The sequence below is a fragment of the Acidobacteriota bacterium genome (assembly GCA_020853395.1).
GTDB lineage: Bacteria > Acidobacteriota > Vicinamibacteria > Vicinamibacterales > SCN-69-37 > JADYYY01.
Genome location: JADYYY010000019.1, coordinates 59,687 through 78,504, shown reverse-complemented (window position 1 = coordinate 78,504; position 18,818 = coordinate 59,687). Strand labels below are relative to the sequence as shown.

General features: G+C 69.2%; 15 protein-coding genes and 2 tRNA genes. 2 read left to right on the top strand and 15 right to left on the bottom strand.

Annotated features, from left to right (window positions below; genetic code table 11):
• The first annotated feature begins 131 nt into the window (after positions 1-131).
• The gene (locus IT184_16890; GenBank protein MCC7010487.1) at positions 132-446 is read left to right on the top strand and encodes a tyrosine-type recombinase/integrase; all 315 of its coding nucleotides are present in this window, start codon (positions 132-134) and stop codon (positions 444-446) included.
• A gap of 24 nt (positions 447-470) precedes the next feature.
• On the opposite strand, the gene IT184_16885 is transcribed toward IT184_16890, so the two are convergent.
• The 3 genes from IT184_16885 to IT184_16875 all read right to left on the bottom strand — a co-directional run bounded on the left by IT184_16885 (position 471) and on the right by IT184_16875 (position 1,452).
• Positions 471-544, bottom strand: a tRNA-Gln gene (locus IT184_16885).
• Between the two features lie 120 nt (positions 545-664).
• A complete protein-coding gene (locus IT184_16880; GenBank protein MCC7010486.1) occupies positions 665-1,078 on the bottom strand; it encodes an ester cyclase in 414 nt (137 codons plus the stop codon).
• Entirely contained in the window at positions 1,075-1,452 is a 378-nt protein-coding gene (locus IT184_16875; GenBank protein MCC7010485.1) for an MmcQ/YjbR family DNA-binding protein, read from the bottom strand. The genes IT184_16880 and IT184_16875 overlap by 4 nt, the downstream gene beginning before the upstream one ends.
• A 430-nt stretch (positions 1,453-1,882) precedes the next feature.
• On the opposite strand from IT184_16875, the gene IT184_16870 reads away from it, so the two are divergent.
• Positions 1,883-3,172, top strand: a complete 1,290-nt coding sequence (locus tag IT184_16870; GenBank protein ID MCC7010484.1) for a M20/M25/M40 family metallo-hydrolase — start codon at positions 1,883-1,885, stop codon at positions 3,170-3,172.
• Positions 3,173-3,181: 9 nt separating this feature from the next.
• Here the strand turns inward: IT184_16870 and IT184_16865 are convergent, their stop codons facing one another.
• From IT184_16865 to IT184_16810, 12 genes are all read right to left on the bottom strand, one after another.
• Positions 3,182-4,225, bottom strand: coding sequence for an SIS domain-containing protein (locus IT184_16865; GenBank protein MCC7010483.1), 1,044 nt, complete (start codon positions 4,223-4,225; stop codon positions 3,182-3,184).
• Positions 4,222-5,172 (bottom strand): ROK family protein, encoded by a 951-nt coding sequence (locus IT184_16860; protein MCC7010482.1) that lies wholly within the window; start codon positions 5,170-5,172, stop codon positions 4,222-4,224. The genes IT184_16865 and IT184_16860 overlap by 4 nt, the downstream gene beginning before the upstream one ends.
• Positions 5,169-6,362 (bottom strand): MFS transporter, encoded by a 1,194-nt coding sequence (locus IT184_16855; protein ID MCC7010481.1) that lies wholly within the window; start codon positions 6,360-6,362, stop codon positions 5,169-5,171. The genes IT184_16860 and IT184_16855 overlap by 4 nt, the downstream gene beginning before the upstream one ends.
• A gap of 171 nt (positions 6,363-6,533) precedes the next feature.
• Positions 6,534-8,180 (bottom strand): sodium:solute symporter family protein, encoded by a 1,647-nt coding sequence (locus IT184_16850; protein ID MCC7010480.1) that lies wholly within the window; start codon positions 8,178-8,180, stop codon positions 6,534-6,536.
• 60 nt (positions 8,181-8,240) lie between these two features.
• Complete coding sequence (locus tag IT184_16845; GenBank protein MCC7010479.1) at positions 8,241-9,869, bottom strand: hypothetical protein; 1,629 nt, start codon at positions 9,867-9,869, stop codon at positions 8,241-8,243.
• Position 9,870: 1 nt separating this feature from the next.
• Positions 9,871-11,748 carry a hypothetical protein gene (locus IT184_16840; GenBank protein ID MCC7010478.1) on the bottom strand — a complete coding sequence of 626 codons (1,878 nt, stop codon included), beginning with the start codon at positions 11,746-11,748 and terminating at the stop codon, positions 9,871-9,873.
• A gap of 80 nt (positions 11,749-11,828) precedes the next feature.
• Positions 11,829-13,361 carry an altronate dehydratase gene (locus tag IT184_16835; GenBank protein ID MCC7010477.1) on the bottom strand — a complete coding sequence of 511 codons (1,533 nt, stop codon included), beginning with the start codon at positions 13,359-13,361 and terminating at the stop codon, positions 11,829-11,831.
• A 60-nt stretch (positions 13,362-13,421) separates the two neighbouring features.
• On the bottom strand, positions 13,422-14,852 hold the full coding sequence (locus tag IT184_16830; GenBank protein ID MCC7010476.1) for a hypothetical protein: 1,431 nt from the start codon (positions 14,850-14,852) through the stop codon (positions 13,422-13,424).
• Between the two features lie 56 nt (positions 14,853-14,908).
• Complete coding sequence (locus tag IT184_16825; protein ID MCC7010475.1) at positions 14,909-15,733, bottom strand: DNA-3-methyladenine glycosylase 2 family protein; 825 nt, start codon at positions 15,731-15,733, stop codon at positions 14,909-14,911.
• Positions 15,734-15,941: 208 nt separating this feature from the next.
• Positions 15,942-17,396, bottom strand: coding sequence for a glutamate--tRNA ligase (locus IT184_16820; protein ID MCC7010474.1), 1,455 nt, complete (start codon positions 17,394-17,396; stop codon positions 15,942-15,944).
• A gap of 119 nt (positions 17,397-17,515) precedes the next feature.
• Positions 17,516-17,609 (bottom strand) — tRNA-Ser (locus tag IT184_16815).
• Between the two features lie 164 nt (positions 17,610-17,773).
• The gene (locus tag IT184_16810) at positions 17,774-18,793 is read right to left on the bottom strand and encodes an SDR family oxidoreductase (GenBank protein ID MCC7010473.1); all 1,020 of its coding nucleotides are present in this window, start codon (positions 18,791-18,793) and stop codon (positions 17,774-17,776) included.
• Positions 18,794-18,818 lie beyond the last annotated feature (25 nt).

The following is an 18,818-nucleotide window of genomic DNA, read 5'->3' as shown; positions in this document are numbered from 1 at the left end:
CGACAGCATCTCAGCGTGGCATTTCTTGACCTCGATCAGCAGCCAAGCCCATCGGACTCCGCGCCACGCCGCTACTCAAGCATCTCTTTTAGACCGCCCTCCGCCAGCATCGACACCTCCCGAGTCCGCGCGTGCTGTGCAAGGACGACGGCACGCCGCTCACGCGGCAAGGGGCGGGGTCACGCGTGCGGTATGCGGCGCACAGGGCGAAGGTGCCGACGGGCGTCCACATCCTCCGTCACACGTTCTGCTCGCATCTCGCGATGCAGGGCGCGCCGATGCGAGGCGTGCAGGAGCTGGCCGGACACCAGAGCCTGGCGATGACGCAGCAGTACTCGCGTCTGACGCCGGCGTCGCTCGACGCGACGATCCGATTGCTCGAACAGCGCCCTGTACGACGCGCGGTTGGAGACAATCTGGAGACGCCAGAGGGTCGAAACTCGTAGGTTGTTCGAGTAGAACGGGTTAAATGGCTGGGAGGCAGGGATTCGAACCCCGATAACCGCGTCCAGAGCGCGGTGTCCTACCGTTGAACGACCTCCCAGCAACGGCAGGGCGCCGTGCGAAAGCCTATCAAACGTAACAGTACGCCGACGACCGGAGCAAGTCACGCTCCTGACGAAGCCGCGCACAGGCGAGCGCTTCGCTGCACAGTGCGCGACCGTCACCCGATCGGCGGCGCGGCGCCGAGCTGCGCCAGCCAGGCATACCTGTCGACGCTCGACCATCGCTCGACGCACCGGCCGTTCGCGAAACGCAGGATCGTGATGCCGTCGACCGCGATGTGGCGGCCGGTGGGCGCGATGCCGAGAAACTCGCCACGGTGGACGCCCGTCATCGTGAAGCGGATCGCGACACGATCGCCGGCGCTGAACACGTCGTGGAACACGAGCTGCGGACCGTCGTACGCGCGGTGGATCATCTCGTAGAAGCCGCGCACCTCGGGCTTGGTCATCGGCTCCGGCGAGTAGCCGTGCAGCCTGATGTTCTCGTCGTACAACGCGAGGTACCCCTCGAGGTTGCCGGCATTCCACTCGGCCAGTGCCCGCCCCACGTTCGCCTCGTTCAGCGAGCTCATCGACTCCTCCTCGTCGTGACCCTCCGCCGCGTTCCTGTCTTCCCTTCGCCGCTCACGAACCGATGCGCAGTCGCGAGCAAATCGCGGAGCGCCTCGGCCGACACGCGCGGCAGCCGGACGAGCACGCACGGGTACCCGACGTAGTGCGGCTCGAGGTAGTAGGTCGCCGGATCGTCTTCGACCAGCGCATCGCGTGCGGGCACGGCCATCCGCACGACCAGCGTGTTCGGCTCGGCCGACTTGTGGGAGGCGATGCACGCGAACATCCTGCCTCGCACCTTCAGCGCCGGCTGGCCCCACGCCGTTCCCACCTCGACGTCCGGCAGCGCGCGGCCGATCGCCTCGACGCGCGCAAACGGCGGCCGCGACGCCATGAGCGCATGGTAGCGGCGCTTCGCCCTGGCGACAACTGCGACGGACCGCATGGCGGCGGGCCGGGTGGCTGGCCTGTCGCGACAACTGGAGCGAGACGGCTGCCTCACGGCGGACAACGGACGCGCGCGCCGTCCAATCCGGGCCGGCGGCACGTTTGGCATCGCGACCGGGCGCGGCCGGGCCGGCGCATCGTTCGAGAGAGCGCTCGCTTTGACTGTGCTCGGCACGAGAGAGCCGGGCTCGCCCGCGACGCTCGTGCTGGAACTCCGACACAGGACGACTGCGACACGTCATCGAAGGCCGAGGCGAAACGCTCGCGGCGCAACAGGTCACAAGCCAGCCTGGCGGCCGCGGTTTGACAATCGTCCATCCAGCATCAACGATCAGAGGCCGGCCCGCTGCTCGCGGCGGCGCCGATACCGAGGTGTCGTGTTCCGATCTGCCGTTGCCGCGGTCGCGCTCTCCGCCGTCATCCTCACGCCCGGCGGCGTCAGCACGTCGGCCCAGTCATCCGCCGCCCGAGTCGACGCCGTTCTCCGGTCGCCGGCCGTGCAGCGCGCATTCCACGTCCTCGATCGCGACCACGACCGGCTGATCGCCGACATCGTCGCGCTCACCCAGATTACGGCACCGCCGTTCAAGGAAGACGCGCGTGCGACGGCCTATCTCGAGCGGCTGCGCGCCGCCGGCCTGGCCGACGTCGAGCGCGATGCCGAAGGCAACGTCATGGGCCTCTACCGCGGCGACGGCACCGGCCCGCTGATCGTCGTCGCCTCGCACCTCGACACGGTGTTCCCCGAAGGCACGGACGTGCGCGTGCGGCGCGACGGCACGCGCCTCTTCGCGCCTGGCATCGGCGACAACAGCCGATCGCTGGCGGTGCTGCTCGCGATCGTTCGCGCCATGTTGGAAGCGAACGTGCAGACGGCCGGCGACATCCTCTTCGTGGGCAACGTCGGCGAGGAAGGGCCGGGCGATCTGCGTGGCGTGAAGTACCTCTTCACGCAGGGCCGCTACAAGGGGCGCATCAGCCGCTTCGTCTCGATCGACGGCGCCGGCTCCGGCAGCCACATCACGACGGGCGGCGTCGGGAGCCGTCGCTACCGCGTGCGGTTCGCCGGGCCAGGCGGGCACAGCTACGGCGCGTTCGGCCTCGTCAGCCCGGCCTTCGCGCTCGGCAAGGCAATGGACAAGCTCTCGCGCATCAGCGTGCCGGTGCAGCCGCGCACGACGTTCAACGTCGGCGTCATCGGCGGCGGCACGTCGGTGAACTCGATCCCGTCGGACGTCTGGGCTGACGTGGACTTGCGATCCGAAGATGCCGGAGAGCTCAATCGGCTGGAGACACAGTTCAGGACCCTCATGGCCGAGGCCGCCGCCGAAGAGAACAACGCGCGCTCGACGCGGCAGGGGCCGGTGACGGTCGAGCTGACGCTCATCGGCGATCGGCCCAGCGGCAGCACGCCCCGCGGCAGCGACATCGTCGACGTCGCCACGGCCGTGGTGCGGTCGGCCGGCATGTTCCCGTCGTACGGCACGAGCAGCACCGACTCGAACATCCCGATGAGCCTCGGCGTTCCGGCCATCACGATCGACTCTGGCGGCGAGGGCGGCCGCGCGCACGCACCCGACGAGTGGATCGACGTCGCCAAGAGCACCAGCCTTCCGGGTGTCCGGAACGCGATGCTCCTGCTGCTGGCACTGGCAGGGCTGCGATAGGCGACGCTTCTACTCCGTCGCCGTGACCTTGGTCGCGAGCGTGAACTTCCCGGCCTCCCTCCCGAAGAGCGATGCGAGGCCGAGCGTGAGCATCTCCACCGGCAGGATTTCCACGATCGGCCGCACCGCTTCGGAGACCGCGGGCAGCCGCAGCGCGCGGTAGCGGGCCCCTTCCCCGACGAGCTCGGCGCGATGGCCGAGCGCCCGGATTTCCTCGACGATGCCGGCGTTGAGCGTGCGGGTCGGTGGCGCGCCGCCCAAGATCACGACGAGCGTTTCCGGCCCCAGCATCTCCATCGGCCCGTGACGAAACGCCGCGGTGCTCATGCCCTCGGTCGGAAAGTGTGTCGACTCCTTCGTGATCAGACCTCCAGTCAGCGCCGCCGCCAGCGATGCGCCCCGTCCCGCGAGAAACAGACAGCGCGCGCCGCGCGCAAGATCGGCGCACTCCGCTGCGTGCGCACGCCACGCCGCGAGATAGTCCGCGACCGCCGCACCTGCCCCGCCCAGCTCACGCCTCGCTGCCTCGACATCGTCGCACTGCAGAACCACCCCAAGTGCATGGAGAGTCGCAAGGCTGGCCACGTAGGTCTTGCACGAGACGGTGGATTCCTCGCCAGCATGCGTCAGCATCACGGCCGCCGACCTGAGGGCGAGCGGGCTCCCGGCGGTATTGGTCACGCCGATCACCGGCGCGCGCCCGGCGTTCAACTCGAGCAGACGCACGGTCTCGGCGCTTCGTCCCGATTGCGAGACGGCGACGACGAGGGTCTCGGCATCGAGCAAACGCGACTGGTAGTAGACGAGCTCCGCCGTCTCGACCCAGAGCGACGTCCACCCGCGCGCAACGAGCTGGAGGTGCAGCGGATACAGCGCGTAGAGCGACGACCCCATGCCGGTGAGGACGATGCGACGGAAGGCGCCGTCGCGCAGCCGTCCGGCCAGCTCGCGCAATGGCGTCTCCGCCTCAAGCCGCTCGACCGTCCGGTCGAGCGCAGCCGGCTGAGCGAGCAGATCCTTCAGGTAGCCGCCTTCGATGATCGTGTGCGTCATGCGTTGCGATGTCCCTCCTCGAATCGGTGGCGCCACACCTGCGCGGCACCGACGAGCCCGGCATCGGCGCCGAGGCTCGCCGTGCGGATCGTATCTTCGGTGAACGGCACGAGAACGCAGTGCTCGCGAACGGCGGCACGCATCACGTCCTCGAACAAATCGTAGCTGCCCATCACGCTGCCGCCCAGCGCGACGACGTCTGGCGCGAACGTCGTGATCAGGGTTGCGAGCCCGACGCCGAGATAGCGCGCTTCGCGCACGACAGCGTCACGTGCAACGGCGTCGCCCTCGCGGGCGAGCGCGCACACCTCGTGCGCCGCGATCGCTGGCACGCGGCTGACGCGAGCGTGAGCGGCGTACCGCTCGGCGATCGCCGGCCCTGCCGCCAGGGCCTCCCAGCAGCCCCGCCCGCCGCACGTACACGGCGACCCGGACGCCTCGATGACGATGTGGCCGAGCTCCGGGTGTGTGCCGCCGGCGCCCCGATACAGCCGGCCGTCGATGACGATGCCGCCGCCGATGCCGGTGCCGACCGTAACGAAGATGAATCTCCGCGCACCCCGGCCGACGCCCCACTCGGCCTCGCCCAGCGCCGCGGCATCGGCATCGTTTTCGACCGCGACGGTCACGCCGAAGGCGCCGGCCAGCGAAGCAGCGGGATTGCCGCCCTGCCAGTGCGGAAAGAACGGCACGCTGCCGAACGCACCGGTGACGTGATCGATCGGCCCGGTGGCGCCGATGCCGATGCCTCGCAACGCACACCTCACATGACGGAGGCAGCCCGACAGCGCGTCGATCACACGATTCATCGCATCGTCGAAGCTGCGGCCGGGCTCGGTCGGCAAATCGACACGCGACAGCACGTCGCCCCGATCGCCGACGAGGCCGACGGCGATCTTCGTACCGCCGACATCGACGGCGCCGATGACGTCGGTCGTGCGCGTCATGCCGGCTCCACGTCGAGCGTGCCGCGGCCGAACACCGCGAGCAGGAACACGTACAGGAACGGCACGAGGTTCAATGCCATCCCGGCGCGCATGCCCCACGCCTCGCCGGCCGCACCGACGAGGGCGCCGATGATCGCACCGCCGACCACGGCGGTGCACAGGATGCCCGAGAGCGTGCCGTGGTTCGTCTCGAAGCTCTGGACGACAGCACTGAAGACGAGCGTGAACGACGCGCAGGTGAACAGCCCGTTCAGCGCGAACGCGACGAGCGCCGTGCGGCTCGAGCCGACGAGCGCGACAGCGAGACTGACGATGCACAGCCCACTGCCGATCACGAGGAGGCGCTTCGGCGACACCACCTGCATCAACGGTCCGATGGCGATGCGCCCGATCGCCTGCAGGCCCCAGAACAGCGCAACGGCGAGCGCCGACGCCGACGGAAATGCCGTGTGCCAGAACGATCCCGGCGGCCAGAGCGAATCCTGAAGCCCCATGCCGTGCACCGCCTGCATGTAGCTGACGATGTAGGACGACACACCCACTTCCGCGCCCACGTACATGAAGATGCCGAGGGCGTAGGCCGCGACGACCGGGTGCTTCAGCAGCGCGACGATCGTATCGAGCTGCACCTGTTCCTGTGCGGTAGTGTGCGCCGCGGGAAACCTCGCGGCCGCGATCGCCACGAGCAACGCCAGGTTCACCACGCCGAACACCAGGTACACCGACTGCCAGGACCAGCCGGTCGACTCGAAATACGGCACGAGGACGGGACTGATTGCGTAGCCCAGCGCGCCGATCCCGATGATGATCGTCAGGTTCGCCGAGTACTTCGCGGGCACGTCGAGGTCGCGGATGATGGGGTTGCCAGCGGTCTGGATCGCCGTGACGCCCGCCCCGATGAGGAACACCATCGCCAGCATCAGGATCCAGGACGTCGCGACGTAGAAGAGGAAGCAGCCGAGCGTCATCAACAGTATGCCGGCGACGAGCGCGGGCCGGCCGCCGCGTCGATCCATCCACAGGCCGAAGGGGATCGAGCAGACGCCGTAGGCCAGGTAGAACGCGAACGGCAGGAGGCCAGCCACCCAGAGCGGCACCGCATACGCCTCTTGAAAGCGGCTGATCACGACGCCGATGACCGCCGTCACGAGGCCGAACGCGACGTAGGCGAGCGCGACGAGGACGAGCAACGGACACGGTCCCTGGTCCTGGGTCCCGAGTCCCGGGTCCTGCGTCCTGGGTTCCCGGGTCCCGAGTCCAGGGTCCCCGGTCCCGGGTCCCTGGATCCTGGGTTCGCGCGCCGGGTCCATCGGTCCGGCGGTCTTACGGCTCACGACACGGCGACGGACCCGGTGCGGCCATTACATGCGCAACATGGCCATCGTTCCGACGACGAGGGCGGCGACGATGATGAAGCCGAGGGCGAAGCCCCAGAGATCTTCCCGATAGGCTCGCCAGCCATGCCCGCGGGCGCGACGGGCCAGGTGCAGCAGGTCGACGAGCAACAACGGATGGCGGCCTGCGTCCGTATCCGCGCCGTGATCGCTGGACGTGTGGAGCCGGCGATAGAAACCATCGATCCCAACCGCCGGCTCTGGCGGCGTCGCCAGGCTGACGCCGACGAGCAGCGCGATGCCGACGAGGAGCGCAGCCAGAAGGACGTTGGGATCCCAGGCATCGAGCCGCTGTCCCATCCATGCGTACAGCGCGAAGTTCGTCGCCATCGATCCGACGAGGCTCGCGAGCGCGCCCCAGCGGTTGGCGCGGCGCCACACGATGCCGCCCAGAACGCTGATGCCGATGAACGTCGCGAGCGTTTCGGTCAGGAGAAACGTGTAGAGCACCGTCTCGATCAGATAGATGGCGTACAGCACGCCGAGCAGGCTGATCGCGAAGCCGCTGATCCGCCCGACCCAGAGGTAGTGGCGGTCGGCTCGTCCTGGCGCGACGTGCCGCCGATACAGCCCCTCGGTGAACAGCGCGCCGGCGTCCACCAGGAACGCCGAACACGTGGACATGTTCGCCGCGAGGATCGATGCGATCATCAGCCCGAGCGCGCCGGGCACGAGCAGCAGCCGGCACGCGAGGCCGAACGCGTTCTCCGCGTCCACGACCGTCGCGCCATCCACGTGCCCCTGCGCCACCATCGCGGCAACGATCAGGCCGACGAGCGCCCAGCCGATCGTGCAGACGCGCTTGACCATGTTTCCGAACAGCATGCCAACGCGGCAGGTGCGCTCGTCGCGGCCCGTGCCGACGGCGGCGAGCTGATGCGGCTGCGCCATGATCCCGACCAGGCCGTTGACGGTCAGCATCGCGATCGCCCATGGCCCGATGCCCGACGGCGTCGCCAGCGAGAACCTGAACGGCTCCAGCGACGCGCGCATGCCCTCCATGCCGCCGACGATCCCCCAGCCGAGCGGGATGAGCATGAACGACAGCACGATGATCAGCACGCCCTGGAACAAGTCGGTCCATGCGGCGGCGACGAGCCCGCCGACGAAGCTGTAGAGCATGAACAGCACGGTCATCCAGATGACGATGTCGTTCACGGCGACGCCGCCGCCGGTGGCCTGGCTGATCACCTTGCCGGCGCCCTTCAGCATGCTGCCGGTGTTGATGACGAGATAGCACACGGCGAACACGATGTAGATGCCGCCCATCCAGCGGCCGTACCGATCCTCCGTGAACTCCGCCATCGTCGTCCGGCGGATCCGCCGGAAGACGGGCGCCATGATCCAGTAGAACGGCGTGATGAAGAGGTTCTTCCACTGGAACCAGATCGCCGACGCGCCCGAGGTGTAGACCGCGCCGGCAAGGGCCACCGGCATCTCGGCGTGGGTGCCGACGCCGAAGCTCTGGCCGATCATCAGCCACGGGCCGAACTTCCGCTCGCCAAGGAAGTACTCGCCGGTGCGGCGCACACGCGCGCCGACGACGAGCCCAATGGCCGTGATGACGACGAAGTACAGGACGAGAACCGCCCAGTCGAGCGTGGCCAACGACATGGGGACGGGGAACTCTACCGCAGAACGGCCGGCAGAAGCGTCACGGCGTCGATACGCGGGTTACCGAGACGACGACGGCGGTGCACTCGGAGCGGCCGGTGAGGACCGCGCCACCGGCCATCCGTCGGTGCGGCCCGTGTTCAGCGCGACGATCGCGCGCCAGCGCTCGGCGGTGAAGAGCGGGCCGCGCGTGACGATCCGGATGACTTCGTAGAGCGACGCGATACGCGGATCCTCGACCAGATTGCGATCCTGGTCGACGGACTCGAAGTAGCCAGCGGGCAGATCCCTCGAGAAGTGGCCGATGCGCCAGCCCGGCTGGGCCGGAAGCCTCGCGAGGAGCGGATCGCACAGCGCCCACGCGTCGATGATGTGGCGCCGGGGCCCGGTGTAGTAGCCCGCGATGCCGACCTCGTTGTGGACGAACACGCGCGGGCCGCGAGCCATGACCTGATCGAGCTTCGCCTCGATGGACGACCGAGAGGCCGGCTCCCGACGGAACCCGGACGCCGACAGCCAGCCGGTCGACTGGAAGCGATAGCCGCGCTCGTCGACGACACCTCCTTCGGCCAGGACGCTGGCCCACGGTGTGGTGTACGCGGCGCTCGCGAACACGGTCGGCGCCGGTGCGCCGAGGCCGAATGCCAGCGCGGCCGCGATCATCCCGAGGCGGGACGTCGACGTCGCCGCCGCGGGCGTACGGCCGAGCACGCCGACACTCACGACGAGGGGTGCCGAGAAGAACCGGCCGCTCATGAAGTCGCCGCCGATGCGGATCACGTACACGAGATACGTCAGCACCGACAGGCCGGCGAGCCGCGTGTCCCACCGTCCGGCGAGGAGCGCCGATGCGGCGCCGAGCGCAATCGCGAAGAGCGTGATCGGATCGCGCGACAGCGAGTCGAGAACGTAGACGAACCCTTGAGCGACCAGATCGTGCCGCGCCACACCCGTGGCGAGCTTCGCATACGCCGTGTTGGGAAACGGCACGCCGTAGTACACGACGCTGAAGATCTCCCAGATCACGAGCGGTGCGAACCCTAGCGCGAACCAGCCGATCGTTCGCCGCCAGGCCCGCAGGCTCGCGATCGCCAGCGGCATGGCCAAGAGCAGCAGGTCCACTCGCGACAGGCCGAGCAGCGACACGACCGTGCCGGCGAACCACGCCCGCCGGCGCTCGGCGATCGGCTGGGCCGTGAGCGCGAGGAGCGCCGCCAGCAACGCATGCGACAACGGGTTCTCGAGGCCCGACGTCGAGTAGTCCGTGAACGCCTTCGACAGCACGAGCACGAGCAGCACGGATGTCAGCGCCAGCGGATGACGCCGGAGGTTCCAGATCATCAGCGCGACGGCGATGGCCGTGAGCGCGAGCGACAAGCCGATGGATGCGAGGTAGGCGTTGCCGGTGGCGTAGACCGCCGGCAGCAGCATCAGCATCCAGAGCGGGTGTGTGTACGACTGGACGCGCTCGGTGACGTTCCACCGCAGCCCGTTCCCGTGCAGCGCGTTGTCTACCGTCCTGAACGTGATGAACGCATCGTCGGACACCCAGGCTGTCCGCACGACGACGGCCGCGAGCAGCAGCACGAGTCCAGCCGCGACCAGCCAGAGCGCGATCTCGACGCCGCCGTGCCGCGCCTGTCGATCGCCGGCCGGAACGCCGCGGTCGAAGGAAGAGGGATGCACCATGCTACTCACGCAACTCCGCGTCGGAGAACGTGCAGCGGCCAACGCCGCGGCCGCATCGCACGAGCAGCGCCGTGAGCAGTTGCGGCAAGCCCAGGGAGACGGGCCGCGCGCGAGGCGGAAGGTCCTCCCAGCTCAGGCGCGGCGACTCGACCTGTCGGACCAGTCTGTCGCCATCGAGGAAGTCGACCGTGTAGTTGTGACGCGCGCTCAAGATCGCGACGAGCGTCTTCACCGGCCGCCTCGAGAACTGGACGAGCAGGCCGCCCTCCCGCACCTCGAGCGCCGGCCGGCTCGCACCCGCGGCGACGTCATCGAGCCGGACGCGCACCAGGCCGTAGGTCGACTGCGCGATCGAGGCCGCGACGCCTGAGCGCAGCGACATCAGCATGCCGAAGCGTCTTCCGTCGAGCAGCGGGCCGCGCGTTGCCTCTTGCAGGATCTCCACCGCTGGCGCCAACGCCGGATCGGCCAGCGCGCTCGGCCGGTCGCGTACGCTCTCGACGTACCCCTCCGGAATCCGGCGCACCGCCCCCCACGTGCGAACCGCACTGACAGCAGGCGGAAGCCGCGCGAGCAACGGATCGGTCATGCCGGCGGGATCGATGACGTGCATCGTGAGCCCTGCACCGGCGGCGAAGAGGCCCGGCAGCGTCGAGAGCGCAGTCGTCGGTCCGGCAGCGGCCATGCGCTGCCCACGCTCCGCTTCTTCGCCTCCTGGAAACTGCCTGAATCGGTTGTAGAAGAGCAGGCCGGTGGCTGGATACATGTCGGCGCGTACGTCGTGCGCGTACGCGCTCACCTGACGGCCGGCGCCGTAACTCGAATCCGATCGGAACGTTGCCGGCACGAGAACGGTTCCCGACACCGCGACCGCGGCGAATGCCGAGGCGCCGATGGCCGCGGGCCGCGCGTTGAGCCATCTCACCAGAAGACAGAGGCCGACGATGAACGGCACGGTGAGACCCAGGCCGGCCTCGAGCGATCCTCCGGCGAGCACGGCCCACGCGGCGAGCAGCAGCGATCCCACCGCGAGCGCCGTCGAGGCGCCGCTCGTGAGAAGCCCCACGGCTGCACCGAGGATCGTGACCGCGACAAGGATCGGATCGATTCGGGCCGTGTCAGCCAGGAATTCGGCGCCGGTCGCGATCCGCTGCCGCCACGGCACGCCCGCAGCAAGGTCGGCGATCGTGCCGTTCGGCAGCGGCGCGCCGTAGTACCACCACGCCCATCCCCACCAGACGACGAGCGGCGTCAAGGCGAGGCTGCCCATGAGGACACGCTGTCGCGCCGGCCGCGCGCGCGACACCGCAATCAACAGCGGGATCATCGCGACGGCCAGTGTCCAGTGCGCGAGCCCGCCCGCGCCGACGAGCGCGGCGCAGGTCCAGGCGGACCGGGATCCGGCAGCCGTCCGCAAGCCGGTGACGGCAATCGCCAGCGCCAGCAGGTGCAGCAGCGGCGTGCCGATGCCGGCGGTCGAGTACGAGACGAACGTGGGACTGAGCGCGACTCCGCCGATCGCGACGAGCTGCACGGGTTCGGCCGCTCGACGCAGCAGCAGGATCAGGACGCCGAGCGAGCACACGATGCCGATCGACAGCGTCGTCAGGTACATCTCGCCCGTCATCGTCCGGGCGGCGGTCAGCACCAACACCCACAGCGGATGATCGAACGTCTGCACGCGCTCGGCGACATTCCAGCGCAGCCCGTGGCCCGATGCCGCCTGTTCGGCGGTCCGCATGGCGCGGAGGCCAGCGTCCGACACCCACGCCGTTCGAAGCAGCACGACCGCGAAGAACGAGAGGCCGAGGACGGAGACGAGCCGGCGTCCATCCGCGCGGGCGGCCGCCGACGTCGATCCGGATTGCCTGGCGAGCATCGATCGAGGAGATTACCCTACGCGCGCCGCGGGTGCCTGGGAGCAACGGCGGCACGGCGTCGGCGCGACATGACGCGCATCTACATCACGGCGCCAATCTGCCACGGCGAGAACTCGGCCTCGCCGAAGCCCTGCTGCTCGCTCTTCGTGCGCTCGCCCGACGCGACGCGCAGGATCGCCTCGAAGATGCGACGGCCCGCCTGCTCCACCGTCTCCTCGCCGTCGGCGATGCCGCCGCAGTTGAGATCCATGTCGTCGATCATGTGCCGGTAGAGCCGCGTGTTCGTCGCGATCTTGATCGACGGCGTCGGCACGCACCCGAAGACCGAGCCGCGTCCCGTCGTGAACGCGAGCACGTTCGCTCCACCCGCGACCTGGCCGGTGGCCGACACCGGGTCGTAGCCTGGCGTGTCCATGAACACGAATCCCTTCGTGCGAATGGGTTCCGCGAATCGCACCACGTCGACGAGGTTGGTCGTTCCGGCCTTGGCCGCCGCGCCCAGCGATTTCTCGAGAATGGTCGTGATGCCGCCCGCCTTGTTGCCGGGCGAAGGGTTGTTGTCCATCTCGCCGCCGTTTCTCGCCGTGTAGTCGCGCCACCAGTCGAAGAGCGCGAGAAGCTTCTCCCCCACCTCGCGACTGACGGCACGGCGCGTGAGCAGATGCTCCGCCCCGTACGTCTCGGGAGTTTCGGACAGCACGACGGTACCGCCGTGGCGAACGAGCAGATCCGACGCCACGCCAAGGGCCGGGTTCGCGGTGATCCCGGAGAAGCCGTCCGAGCCGCCGCACTGCAGCGCGAGGATCAAGTTCGACGCGGGCACGGCCTGCCGCACGACCCTGTTCGCGTCCGGGAGCAGCTCCTTGATCTGCGCGATGCCGCGCTCGATCGTCTTGCGTGCGCCGCCCATCTCCTGGATCGTGAAGGCCTGGAGCGACCGGGCCATCTTCAGCCCCTGCGTCACCATCAACGGCCCGATCTGATTGGCTTCGCAGCCGAGCCCGATGATGAAGGTGGCTGAGAAGTTCGGATGCCGGGCGTAGCCGCCGGACGTGCGGCGCAGCACGTCCATTCCCTCGCCTTCGCTCGCCTGCCCGCACCCGGTGCGATGCGTGAGCGCCACGACGCCGTCCACGTTCGGATAGTCGGCGAGCAATCCGTCGCGGGTGAACGCGTCCGCGATGTGCCGCGAGACCGTCGCCGAGCAGTTCACCGACGACAGAATGCCCACGTAGTTGCGGGTGGCGACCCGTCCGTCGGCGCGCACGATGCCCTGGAACGTGGCCTGCGGGAGGATCGGCTCGGTCGGCACGGTCGCGACCGAGAACTCGTAGTCGCGCGCGAGCTCGCTCATCCCGCAGTTGTGCGTGTGCACGTGATCGCCGGGCGCGATGTCGCGTGTCGCCACGCCGATGACCTGCCCGTACCGATAGACGGGCTCGCTCTGACGGATCGCACGCGTCGCGACTTTGTGTCCGCCGGGAACCGGCCCCGACGTCACGATCCGCTCGGCGTCCACCGGCGTCCGTGACGCAAGGTTCGCCCGAACGATCACGACGTTGTCGGAGGGGTGCAGGCGGATGGTCGGAGCGGCGGCAACGGCGATCGACATGATGCGGACCTCGAGGCGATCCGATCATACCGGCCGTATGCGGGGATTGTCAGGCGATCGCTACACCGGCGCGGAATCGGCCGGCGCCGAGCCTGCTGGCGCACGCGGCGCGAACGCCGCCTCGAACCCGCCCGCGCTCGGGCGGCTCAGGTCGAGGCTCATCCCGAAGCGATCGGCGATCTCGCGCGCGACGGCCAACCCGAGTCCCGGCGCGCCCGGGCGGCGGTTGCGCCCCTCATCGCCGCGGAAGCGGCGGACGGCCGTCAGGCCTTTGAACAGCTCGTCGCTCACGCCCGGCCCGTTGTCCACCACCGACAGCCGCCACGATCGGCCGCCGTCACCCGCCACGATCGCGATCCTCACGCGACCGCCCGGCCTGTTGTAGCGAATCGCGTTGTCGATCACGTTCGCCACCGCGCGCGCGATCAGCCGCTCGTCGCCGTCGATCATCACGGGCGCGGCCTCGATGACCGTCTCAAGCGAGACGCCGCTGGCGCGGGCGAGCGGCTCGTGCGACACGACGACGCGCCGGAGAAGCGCGGACAGATCGATGGGCACCGGCTCCGCGATGCCGCCGGTCATGCGCAGGCGGGCCGCGGCGATCAGGTTCTCGACCCGCGCGCTCAGCGCGTGCGAGTCCACCAATGCCTCCCGCGGGTCGGCGCCGCCCGCCAGCTTCGCCTCGAGGGCGCGCAGCGGCTCGGCGATCTCCTCGTCGGTCGACCGGACGAACCGCCGCAGCCCGCTCTCGAGATCGTCGATGCGCGCCTTCCGCAGTTTCAGCTCGGTCGCCGCATCGTTGTAGACGAACGTCACGCCGTTCAGCTCGTCCTTGCGGCCGTCGAGCGCGACCGTCGCGTAGTCGCTCGCCGCCGAGGCGCGAGCGAGCACCGCCAGCCGCCGTACTCGCCGCACCAGCGGGAGGCCCGCGGCCAGCGCGGCGAGCAGCGTGACGACGAACGTGCCCGCCGCCACGCGAACGCGCTGCGCCATCGCATCGGGAGGTGGCGCCATGCGGCCCATGAAGTAGGCGCACGGGCCGTTCAGCCATCCTGTGTGCACGGCCATCGCGATGCCGGCCCCGTCGTCCGTCTCGTAGGTGCCGAACACCGGCAGCGCCGATCGCTGCAGCTCCCGGCGGAACTCGTTCGGAAACCTGGGCGCCGCCGAGCTCGATCCGATGAACTGCTCGTCGTACGCGAACAGGTCGAATCCCTGGTTGCTGGGCTTCGGCCGCGGCTCGAGCGCATCGGGATTGGGGCTGATGAAGATCCCGTTCGGCGGGCGCCCCTCGAGCGGACCGGTCAGGAACCACTTCGGATCGCTCTCGCAGCGTTCGCGTACCTGTCCGTTGAGCTGCGAGGTGACGACGCGCGACAGCGCCAGGTGCATGTCACGATCGCGCACGCGATCGACCAGGGCGACGGCGAGCACGGCCACAGGCGCCGCAATCAGCAGGGCGCTCACGAACGTGCGCGCGGGGAGCATCATCGCCGATCAATACGCCAGGCGCCGTCCGGCTGTTGCCGTCAGCCGCGCGTCGCGCCCTACTCGTTGATCCGCCAGAGGTACCAAGCGGCAACCGATCGATACGGCCGCCACGCCTCCGCTGCCCGCACCATCGTCACCGGCTTCGGCCGCTGTTTCATGCCGAGCAGCGCCTGCACCCCCTTGACGATGCCAAGGTCCGTCACGGGAAAGACGTCGGGGCGGTTCAACCTGAACATCAGGAACATCTCGGCGGACCACCGGCCGAGGCCTTTCACGGCAGTGATGGCGGCGACGACGTCCTCGTCCGGCGCGTGCTCGAGCGCGTCGAGATCGAGACGCCCATCGTGAACGCGCTCGGCGAGGTCGCGAAGATAAGCGATCTTCGGCCGGCTCACGCCGGCCGCGCGCAGATGCTCGGGATCGACCGCGAGCAACGCGGGCGGAGTGAGCCGCTCGTGGCCGCCGAGCAGCGCGAGCACACGGCCGTGAATCGTCTCGGCCGCTTTGCCGGACAGTTGCTGCCAGAGGATCGCGCGGACGAGCGCGGCAAACGGCGCGCGCGAGCGGCCCTCGCCAAGCCGGCACGGGCCGACGCGCCGGATCAGCGCGCCCAGCCGTGGATCGCGGCGTATCAGGTGGGCGCACGCGGACTCGAGGTCATCGTTGGAGAGCGGACGGAGGCTCCCGCGTTCCCGGCCCTGCGTCTCGGATCCGTTGGTTCGGTCTGATCGTGCGTAACCAGGTGGACGGTTCGGTGCGCTGCTCGATGGTCCGCGGTCCGGTGTGTTGGTGCTCGGACCTGCCGGCGCAGCTTGCGCTGATGTCGCATCGGCTCTGCCGGATCGCTCGCGCCGCGATGCGGACGTCTTTCGGCGCGCCACCGTCTTCGTGGACCGTGCGCGACCTGACGGAGAGGACGCGCGCGGCACGCGCGATGCGAAGCCGCGGACCGGCGTGTCTTCGGTCCTGAGCTCGTCGCCGCGCCCCGATCGCTGGCGGGACGACGTGGGAGCTTTCTGGCGGGCGACGGTCTTGACGGGCTGTGCACCGCTGGTCCGAGACGAAGGACGCGGCACGCGAGACTTCGGACTACGCACCGGCATTCTCCAGCCTCGCGAGCACGCGGTCGCGGCCAATGAGCTCCAGCACCTCGAAGAGCCCGGGACTGACCGCCTGTCCCGTAACGGCCACGCGCGTTGCGTGGATTAGCGGGCCGGCTTTGACGCCGCGCTCGTCGGCGAGCCGCCGCAGCGCCAACTCGATCGTCGCGGCGTCGAACGGCTCGACGTCCTGCAGCCGCTGCCGCAACGCGTCGAGCAGCTCGGGAATCTCCGGCGCCACGAGGTACTTCGTCACCGCCGCCTCGTCGCGTTCGACGGTGTCGGCGACGAACGGACGGATCTGGCTGACGATGTCGTCGAGCTTGCGAGCGCGGGGTTTCACGAGATCGACAACCGCCTCTATCCACGGTCGCAGGTCCGACTCGAAGGCGGCGCGCCACAGCCCGGCCGCGTCGAGTCGCGGACGCAGGCGCCGCAGGATCTCCGCCGCCGGCATGCGCACGATGTGCTGCTGGTTGAACCAGTCGAGCTTCTCCGGGTTGAAGATCGCGTTGCCGCCGCTGATGCCCGTGAGCGCGAAGCGGGCGACGAGCTCGTCGCGGCCGAACACTTCCTGATCGCCGCTGCCGGGCGACCAGCCGAGCAGCGCGAGGAAGTTGACCATCGCCTCCGGCAGGTAGCCTTGCGCCTCGTACTCGCCGACGGAGGTGGCGCCGTGGCGTTTGCTCAGGCGCTTGCGATCCGGCCCGAGGATGAGCGGCACGTGCGCGAAGCCGGGGACGGGCGCGCCGAGCGCGCGGTAGAGCAGCACCTGTTTCGGCGTGTTCGAGATGTGGTCGTCGCCGCGCACCACTTCCGTGACGCCCATCGCCGCATCGTCCACGACGACCGAGAGCTGGTAGGTCGGATGGCCGTCGGATCGGAGGATCACGAAGTCCTCGATGTGCTCGTGCGCGATGGTGATGCGGCCGCGGACGCTGTCGTCGAACGACGTCTCGCCCGCCGGCACGAGGAAGCGGACAGCGCGCGGCACGCCGGCACGCTCGCGCGCGGCGATCTCGTCGGCGGAAAGCGCGCGGCACGTCCGGTCGTACTTCCATGCCGTGCCGGCGGACTCGGCGGCCTGCCGTTTCGCGTTCAGATCTTCGGGCCGGCAGTAGCAGTAGTACGCCGCGTCGGCGCTCACGAGGCGCGCGGCCGCCTCGCGATAGAGCGCCAGCCGCTCGCTCTGCAGATAGGGTCCGTGCGGGCCGCCGACGAGGGGCCCTTCGTCCCAGTCGAGGCCGAGCCAGCGGAGGCTCTCGAGGATGCCGGCCGTCATGTCGGCCGACGACCGCTCGACGTCGGTGTCTTCGATCCTCAGGATGAAGGTGCCGCCGTGCCGACGGGCGTAGAGCCAGTTGAAGAGCGCGGTGCGCGCGCCTCCGATGTGGAGATAGCCGGTGGGCGACGGGGCGAAGCGAACGCGGACGGACGAGGACACGGGAGAGAATCGTACGTCAGGGCAAAGGGCAAAGGGCAGAGGGCAAAGGTAAAGGGATAAGGGAAAAGGAAGGAAAAAGGGGAAAGGAGAACGGGAAAGGCCGCGCTGAACGTCTTAACTGGCGGTGAGGCAGGGATTCGAACCCTGGATACAGCTTTTAGGCCGTATAACGGTTTAGCAAACCGCCGCCTTCAGCCACTCGGCCACCTCACCGCGGAAAAACAAGTCTAGCTGATCGAACGACTTCCGCGTTTCAGCTTTCGACGAACCGTCTCATTCTCGCCGATTGTCGTTCGCTTTGTCGCGGTGCCGAACGACGCTGACGTGCACCCTCCCCCCGATGGCTCGGGCGAATCGAGCTCCCTCGCTTCGCTCGATCACGCGCGCGGCAACCTCTTCTGGTACGCCCTGGTGCGCGTCGAAACGGTCCTGAGCCACTGCACCTGCAGCTCGATGCCGGTGCGCAACGTGTCGACGAACGACGCAGGCAGCACCGACCAATCGATCGTGTGCTCGCCCCAGTCGGGCCGGCGCCCGTCGTAATCGGTGAAACCGTACTCGCGCGACAGCTCCCACGACGACAGCAGCATCCCGCTCTTGCTCATCACGTCGCGATCGGCCGAGAGCGCGGCGACCGCACGGCCGACGAACAACGGCGACTCGGACATGAGGAAGTTGGCATCCTGCCGTCCGCCGTCGCGCCAATTCGCCTCCGTGACCTTGAAGTGCTGCAGCATCGACTCGGACCGGAGAAACCCGGGCGTGACGGCGACGCAGGCAATGCCGTGCGGCTTCAACTCGGCGGCCCAGTTGAGGGGCAACAACTTCTGAGCGAGCTTGACCGTCTGGGACATCGGGTTGCCGCCGCCGCCGAGCATGTCGTTCTCGGTGACCTCGACGATCAGACCGCGACGCCCCCTCTTCATCAGCCGCGCCGCGTGCTTCGCCGTGATGATGCGCGACGTCAGCGCCTGCCGGAAGATGGCGTCGGCGTGCTCGAGCGTCGCGTTCCAGAAGCTGTCCCATTGGCCCATCAGCGGGTCTTCGCCGGCGACGCTGTCGACCACGATGTCGATCCGTTCGTGCGCGCGAGCCACGCGGGCGAACAGCGCCTTCACCTGAGCCTCGCTGGTGTGGTCGACGCGGACGGCGATCGCGGTCCCGCCGGCGGCGTTGATCATGTCCGCCGTCTGGTCGATCGTCTCCGGCCGCCGATACGGCGACGGTTTTCCCGCGACGCTGCGGCCCGTGCAGTACACGGTCGCGCCAGCTTCGCCGAGGGCGCGTGCGATGCCGCGGCCGGCCCCGCGCGTGGCGCCAGCGACGACGGCGACTCGACCGTGAAGCGGCGGATCGGCCGCGCCGCGACCGCGGGACGTCGCCGCTCGCCGTTTCACCGCGCCCACGCCACCCTCCCTCCGC

Coding starts and splice junctions, on each gene's coding strand:
- IT184_16880 (MCC7010486.1), bottom strand. CDS start 1,078: ATGAGCTCGCTGAACGAGGCGAACGTGGGGCGGGCACTGGCCGAGTGG.
- IT184_16875 (MCC7010485.1), bottom strand. CDS start 1,452: ATGGCGTCGCGGCCGCCGTTTGCGCGCGTCGAGGCGATCGGCCGCGCG.
- IT184_16865 (MCC7010483.1), bottom strand. CDS start 4,225: ATGACGCACACGATCATCGAAGGCGGCTACCTGAAGGATCTGCTCGCT.
- IT184_16860 (MCC7010482.1), bottom strand. CDS start 5,172: ATGACGCGCACGACCGACGTCATCGGCGCCGTCGATGTCGGCGGTACG.
- IT184_16850 (MCC7010480.1), bottom strand. CDS start 8,180: ATGTCGTTGGCCACGCTCGACTGGGCGGTTCTCGTCCTGTACTTCGTC.
- IT184_16845 (MCC7010479.1), bottom strand. CDS start 9,869: ATGGTGCATCCCTCTTCCTTCGACCGCGGCGTTCCGGCCGGCGATCGA.
- IT184_16840 (MCC7010478.1), bottom strand. CDS start 11,748: ATGCTCGCCAGGCAATCCGGATCGACGTCGGCGGCCGCCCGCGCGGAT.
- IT184_16835 (MCC7010477.1), bottom strand. CDS start 13,361: ATGTCGATCGCCGTTGCCGCCGCTCCGACCATCCGCCTGCACCCCTCC.
- IT184_16830 (MCC7010476.1), bottom strand. CDS start 14,852: ATGATGCTCCCCGCGCGCACGTTCGTGAGCGCCCTGCTGATTGCGGCG.